The organism is Dietzia cinnamea NBRC 102147 (assembly GCF_001571065.1).
GTDB lineage: Bacteria > Actinomycetota > Actinomycetes > Mycobacteriales > Mycobacteriaceae > Dietzia > Dietzia cinnamea.
Genome location: NZ_BCSW01000083.1, coordinates 1 through 6,721 on the forward strand (window position 1 = coordinate 1; position 6,721 = coordinate 6,721).

The window sequence follows — 6,721 nt, forward strand, 5'->3', positions numbered from 1 at the left end:
TCGAAAAGTCCCTTTCGCCCGGTCTGCGTATCAATACACCCAAGACCCGACGGGATGGCGTTTCATAAGTATCGAACTCGACCCTGTGACACAGCAGCGACCGTTGGAGGCGTTCCATCCCGCACGGGTGTACCCATATGCGCTCTGCTCAGACTTGACCGGTGTCCACCACCTACTGCACTTCCTCAGAAGGTAAGACTTATGTATCCCACGGTCGCTTTCCCGAGAAGGACTCATGCCAATGTCACACCCCTCGCAGCGCCTGGAGTTGACCTGGTTCAACAAGGATCAGGCCCTGATCCCGCAGTCTCGTGGGAAGTACGGCTACGCGTGGGTCGATCCGAAGGACCCCCGGTACTGCGAGGTGCACTCTCTCGTGGAGACCGACCGAGTCGAAGGCGTGCAGGCCGAGAAGGTCGACGGGACCGTGTACTCCGAGCGGGCCGACCTGACCCCGCAGACGGACAACCTGCTCATCCACGGAGAGTCCGGCGACGTCCTGGAGGCCCTGCATTACGTCCCCGAGTTGGCCACGCAGTACGTGGGCAAGGTCAAGCTCTGCTACATCGACCCACCGTTCAACACAGAGAAGACGTTCGAGCACTACGACGACGCCCTGGAGCACTCGGTGTGGCTGACGATGATGCGGGACCGACTCCAGCACATCCGCGACCTACTCACCGCCGACGGCTCGATCTGGGTCCACCTCGACGACCACGAGAACCACCGGATGCGGTGCCTGCTCGACGAGGTGTTCGGGGCACAGAACTTCGTAGCCGAGATCGCATGGGAAAAGGCCCAGGGGGCACGCAACGACACCGACATATCGACGGCCCACGACACCATCACGGTCTACAAATCCGCCGGAACAGACGACTTCAAGGACGTCCGCAACCTTCTTGCGCGGTCTGCGGTCCAGTTGGCTCGGTACCAGAATCCCGACAACGATCCACGAGGTCCCTGGAGGCAAGGGGACAACGGAACCGCGAAGTCAGGAGGTCCGGATTCTCGATTCCCGATAGAGCTCCCCAGTGGGCGCGTGGTGACTCCGCCGCCGGGCTCCTACTGGAGGTTTTCGGAGTCGACGTTCGACACTGCGCGTGAGGAAAACCGAGTCTGGTTCGGATCGGACGGAGACTCTCTGCCGGTGATCAAGCGGTATCTTGTGAATGTTCAAGACGGGGTCGTTCCGAGGACCTGGTGGCCAGCCGATGAGGTCGGATCCAACCAGGAAGCGAAGCGGGATCACCTCCGCAAGATGTTCCCCGATGAAGAGCCCTTCGGTACTCCTAAGCCCGAGCGCCTGCTCGAAAGGATCATCCACATCGCCTCGAACCCCGGGGACATCGTTCTCGACGTGTTTGCTGGATCCGGAACGACCGCCGCGGTCGCGCAGAAGATGGGTCGCCGCTGGGTCACCTGCGAACTTCGAGAGGACAACTTCACCACCTTCACCCGGCCCCGGCTGGAGAAGGTCGTCCAGGGGGAGGATCCTCGCGGCGTCACTGTGACCAAAGGCGAGCGGATCGACGACACCGAGGATGAGCTTCCCGAGGGCCTGTCCCCGGATGACGCGGCCAAGTTCAACAGTCTGCTCGACAAGGCGACGGATGGTATGAACCTGAACATCGAAGTGGTGAAGGTCGTCGCGTCGATGGTCCGTCGACGAGTGAAGGCGGGCGAAACTCAACTGTCCGCCGACGAGTCCAAGTCCCTGGTGGCACTCCTGCGCAAGTTCGGCAACGACAAGGCGGGCGGGTCTGCGGACGTACTCGCGGCGGCCAAGAAGGATCTCAAAGCGCGGACCAAGACCCGCGAGTCCGGCGACGTGGTCAACTGGCGCGGCGGTGGCGGGTTCCGGGTCATGGAGCTGTCCCCGGACGTCTTCGGCTACAACGAGAAGCTCGGGGTGGTCACTCTCACCGACGCCGCGCATGGGGACACACTCGTTACCTCGGTCGCGGCCAACCTCGGGTTCGCCCTCACTCCCGGTGAGCATCCGTTCCACGGCCGCAAGGGCGCGATGCGACTGGTGGTCGTGGACGGCACGCTGACCACTGACGGTGTGGACGACGTCCTGGCCCACCTACCCGAGGGCGAGCGGGTCACCATCGCCGCGACGGGCGTTCTCGACGGCGTCCGATCACACCTGCGCGGCAAGTCTCGCGGCTCGGTCGTCAAGCACGTTCCTGACGACCTGTTCCCGTTCTCCGCAGCATCCACCGACACCGACGGCGAGGGCTGACCCATGGCGAAGCTGACCATCACCTACGACCGGGACGTGGTCGACGAGATCGCCGCCGCGTTCCAGCTCCGCGCACACAACGCCCGAGCCCTGCACAACCTCGTGGAGACCCTGGCCGGGGACTATGACCCGGCCGTGCAGCAGGTCCTCGACATGGCGACCGGGGCCGGGAAGACCTACCTCATGGCCGCGTTCATCGAGTACCTGCGCCGTCAGGGCGTCTACCAGGTCCTCATCGTCACGCCGGGGCTGGTCGTGCAGGACAAAACCGTCCGTAACTTCCAGCGGGGCAACCCCAAGTACATCCCTGGAGCCGAGGTCCCCGCTCTCGTCGCAACCCCGACGAACTTGTCCGTCCTGGCCACTACGCAGTCCGTGATGGGCGCAGAGCCGAGCCGCCTGTACGTGTTCAACATCCAGCAGCTCATCGCACCCGCAGAGAACGGGGAGAAGGTCAGCGCCGAAACTAATGCGACCCGCATGGGCCTGCGCAAAGACAACGAGGTCGTCGGCAACGTCTTCGCCCAGCTCCAGGCCCTGGACGATCTGGTCATCATCGCCGACGAGTCCCACATGTACGGCGAGTCGGCCGTCGCGTTCTCCGCAGCCCTGCGGGAGCTGGACCCCGCCGCGTGCATCGGCCTGACAGCCTCGGCTAAGAAGGGTGACCACGTCATCTTCCGGTACCCGCTGTTCCAGGCGATCGAGGATCAGTGCGTGAAGACCCCGGTCCTGGCCTACCGCAAGGATGGGTACCCACCCGGCGACGAGGAGGCCCAGCTCCGCGACGCCCTGACCCTGCTCGGGATCAAAGCCGAGCACTACTCGTCGTGGGCCAAGACTGCCGGGCTCACGGCGGTGAACCCGGTCCTGTTCGTCACCTGCTCCGACGTGCCCCATGCCTCCGAGATCGAGACGTTGCTGTCCGGACCGGACTACCTCGGCGACCCCGCCAAGGTCCTGCGGGTGGACAACACCACCTCGAAGGACGCGGCCGTCATCGAGCGTCTGGAGAACCTGGACTCGCCCGGCTCCCCGGTACGTGCCGTGGTGAGCGTGAACAAGCTCAAAGAGGGCTGGGACGTCAAGAACATCGCCGTCCTGTGCGCCCTGCGGGTGTCCAAGTCGCAGGTGCTGACCCAGCAGACAATGGGCCGTGGACTGCGCCTGCCGTTCGGGGCCTACACCGGCATCGGGCACGTCGACCAGCTCGACATCATCACCCACGGCTCCTACCGCGACCTGCTCCGCGACGAGAACGTCCTGACCGAGTTCGGCCTCGACGGGGCCATGCGCTCCGACCAGACCCCCAAGCCCGTTCCACCCTCCGGGGGAACCACACCGCCGAGCACCACGGGCACGGGCACGCCGCAGGTCGGTCCAGGAGGGCTCGAGCCCTCGTCAGAGACCACGGGTGGCACCGGGACAGGGACTGCGCCCTCGGGCAGCTCTACGGGGCACACAGCCCCCGAAACGGTCACACCCACCGAGACGACCTCCGACCCCAAGCCCCAGGTCAGCACCCGGGACGTGGGCGAGGCGATCGAGGCCGGGACGCAGCTCCACACGGTCGACGTCGAGGTCCATTCGAAGTACGCCCAGACCACGTTCGTGTTCCCGGCCAGCCGAATGGAGTACGACAGCGCTGAGTTCACCCTGGCCAAGGTCGACAAGGAGACCCTGCGCAAGGCCGCTCAGAAGGTCTCCGACGGCGGCGAGCTGATCGAGCGTGAGGCGATCCAGCTCCGCTCGAAGGCCGCCCGCAAGCTGTTGGGCACAACGCCTGTCGAGCAGGCCACGGGCGCTGCCGCCGCAGTGGCGGTGGACGAGGTCCGGAAGGTGCTCATCACCGAGGTCTCCACGACCGCGGCGATTCCCCGAACGGACGCGAACCTGACGATCCTGGACAGCTCGACCGTGCCGATCTTCGTCGGGGCGGTGAGTATCCCGTGGACCACCAAGTCCCTGCTCTCGGCGATCGACGTGTTGCGCAAGACCCTCTCGCAGGAGGCCGCGCGGTTCGAACGGGAGCGGTCGACCACCGTGATCCCCATGCCCGTGGAGCTGCCCATCGACAAGGTCGTCCACTACCCCGCCGGGACCGAGAGGCTCGCGCGCGTCGACAGTGGAAAAGAGTTCGTCGTCCGGGGTCTATACGAGCCGTGGGAGCGGTCTCTGTTCCCGGCGGTGCCGTTCGACTCCTACAGCGCCGAGTACAAGCTCGCCGAGCTGGTCGACAAGTCCGCGGCCGTCGACTGGTGGAAGCGCCTCGTACCCAAGGACGGGGCGAAGATCGCCTACACCGTCCGCGACAACTACTTCCCCGACTTCGTCGTCTACGACAGCGGCGACGACATCCACTGGATCGTCGAGGGCAAAGCCAAAGACAAGCGCGGCGACGCAGCCGTCGAAGCCAAGAAGAAGGCCACCGACGAGCTGGTGACCGAAGTCCTGGGCGACCCCCGGTTCGCAGGTGCCCGCTGGGGCTACTTCATCGCCTACGAGGACGACATCGCCGCCGCCGGATCCTGGGCCGAACTCAAACAGAAGGCCGACCTAGTCGGCAACCCACGGCAGGAGCCAGTGCACGGGTAGAAACGAAGGAAATTAACCTCCGTGTAGTGCAAACTTGGCGACATGGCCGAGATTCTGTTCCGAAGCACCGCGTTTGAACTCAACTTGCTGGTGGCCAACATCCAGAGAGGTGACATTGCGCTCCCCGAGCTTCAGCGTCCGTTCGTGTGGAAGAACTCAAAGGTCAGAGACCTGTTTGACTCGATGTATCGCGGGTTCCCTGTAGGGAACCTCCTCCTGTGGGAAACCGGCGCCAGCGCCGATGCCCGCCAGATCGGAGTAAACGACAAGGAAGCTCGTGCTCCCCGATGGCTTATCGTCGACGGGCAACAGCGTCTCACCTCGCTGTATTCGGTGTTCACTGGAACACAGGTGATCCGCGAGAATTATAGTTCGTCTCGCATTTCTTTGGCGTTCCGCCCTCGAAATCAATCGTTTGCCGTCACAGATATCGCAATCGGACGCGATCCTGAGTACCTTTCGGACATTACGCCATTGTGGGGCGAGCAGCCCAGGAAGGTGAAGAAGGAATTCTTCGCCAGACTCGAAGAGGCCAAGGGAGAACTGTCCGAAACTGATCGAGACTCCTTGGAAACTGCACTCGATCGCCTCATCGGACTCAAGAGCTTCCCGTTTCATGTCATCGAGCTGGACAAGGCTGTCGACGAGGAGCAGCTCGCCGAAATCTTCGTCCGAATCAACTCCGGTGGTGTCCAGCTCAACCAGGCTGACTTCATCCTCACCATCATGAGCGTGTTCTGGGAGAAGGGCCGCGGTGACCTCGAGATGTTCTCCCGTGACTGCAAAGTCCCTCACAAGGGAACGTCCTCGCCGTTCAACTGGATCATCGAGCCCCAGCCAGACCAGCTCTTGCGCGTATCGATCGCCCTGGCGTTCCGCCGAGCCGTCATGCGTCACGCCTACTCGATTCTGCGCGGCAAGGACCTCGCCACCGGCGTCGTCTCCGACGCCGCAAGGGAGGCCCAATTTGCTCGATTGCAGGAAGCCCAAGAGCACGTTCTAGACGTCACGTTGTGGCACGAATTTCTTCGCTGCCTAGAACGCGCCGGTTTCCGCAGTTCCAAGATGATCTCCAGCGAGAATGCCGTGATCTTCAGCTACGTAATGTGGCTCGTCGGACGAGTGGACCACAAGGTCCCCGTCGATGAACTTCGGGAGCTCATCGCTCGCTGGTTTTTCATGGCGCACACCACACGTCGATACAGTGGATCCTTCGAAACCCAACTCGAACGCGACCTCGGCTCACTACCGGCCTCCTCTGACCCAGCTGGCTTCGTTCACGCCTTAGACCGGATCATCAAGGATCAACTCACCAGCGACTTCTGGTCCATCACTCTCCCCAATGAACTCGCCACGTCGGCTCCGCGAAGCCCGGCCCTGTCCGCATATCTAGCTGGCCTTGTCATCCTCGACGCCGAAGCGCTCATGTCCACCGGGCGAGTCCGTGACCGCCTCGATCCCGCCGTCACTTCAAAGAAGGGAATCGAGCGGCATCACCTGTTCCCCAAGGCCTATCTGTCGAAGAAGCTCGGGGTGACCGACTCCAAGCAGGTCAATCAGATCGCGAACATGGCCATGGTCGAATGGAACGTCAACATCGAAGTCTCAGACGACGCCCCAACGACCTACTGGCCGGAAGTTCTCAAGGACAAGAGCCATCTCACCGAGAGCCGAATAAGGGCTCAACGACACCTTCATGCTCTGCCCGAAGCGTGGCCGGACATCGACTTCCCAACCTTCCTGGACCAACGGCGGAAACTAATGGCCAACATCGCCAGGGATGCCTTCAACACCCTCGCTCCGCCCCGGCTTCCCAAACCCGCGACCGAGGCGTAAGCCCCGGTAGTTCACGGGGATCTGCGGATCGCTGGGTGAAAATAG

The 6,721-nt window shown here is 63.1% G+C and carries 3 protein-coding genes; all 3 read left to right on the top strand.

The features are described from left to right. Positions 1-241 precede the first annotated feature (241 nt). The 3 genes from DCI01S_RS15560 to DCI01S_RS15570 are packed head-to-tail and all read left to right on the top strand — an operon-like array spanning position 242 to position 6,676. Entirely contained in the window at positions 242-2,245 is a 2,004-nt protein-coding gene (locus tag DCI01S_RS15560) for a site-specific DNA-methyltransferase (RefSeq protein WP_061230066.1), read from the top strand. Between the two features lie 3 nt (positions 2,246-2,248). Further along, positions 2,249-4,840, top strand: a complete 2,592-nt coding sequence (locus DCI01S_RS15565; protein WP_061230067.1) for a DEAD/DEAH box helicase — start codon at positions 2,249-2,251, stop codon at positions 4,838-4,840. Between the two features lie 42 nt (positions 4,841-4,882). Further along, positions 4,883-6,676, top strand: a complete 1,794-nt coding sequence (locus DCI01S_RS15570; protein WP_061230068.1) for a GmrSD restriction endonuclease domain-containing protein — start codon at positions 4,883-4,885, stop codon at positions 6,674-6,676. Positions 6,677-6,721 lie beyond the last annotated feature (45 nt).

Bases quoted from the DNA above. Each gene is read 5' to 3' on its own strand.
- DCI01S_RS15565 (WP_061230067.1), top strand. From the start codon at position 2,249: ATGGCGAAGCTGACCATCACCTACGACCGGGACGTGGTCGACGAGATC.
- DCI01S_RS15570 (WP_061230068.1), top strand. From the start codon at position 4,883: ATGGCCGAGATTCTGTTCCGAAGCACCGCGTTTGAACTCAACTTGCTG.
- DCI01S_RS15560 (WP_061230066.1), top strand. From the start codon at position 242: ATGTCACACCCCTCGCAGCGCCTGGAGTTGACCTGGTTCAACAAGGAT.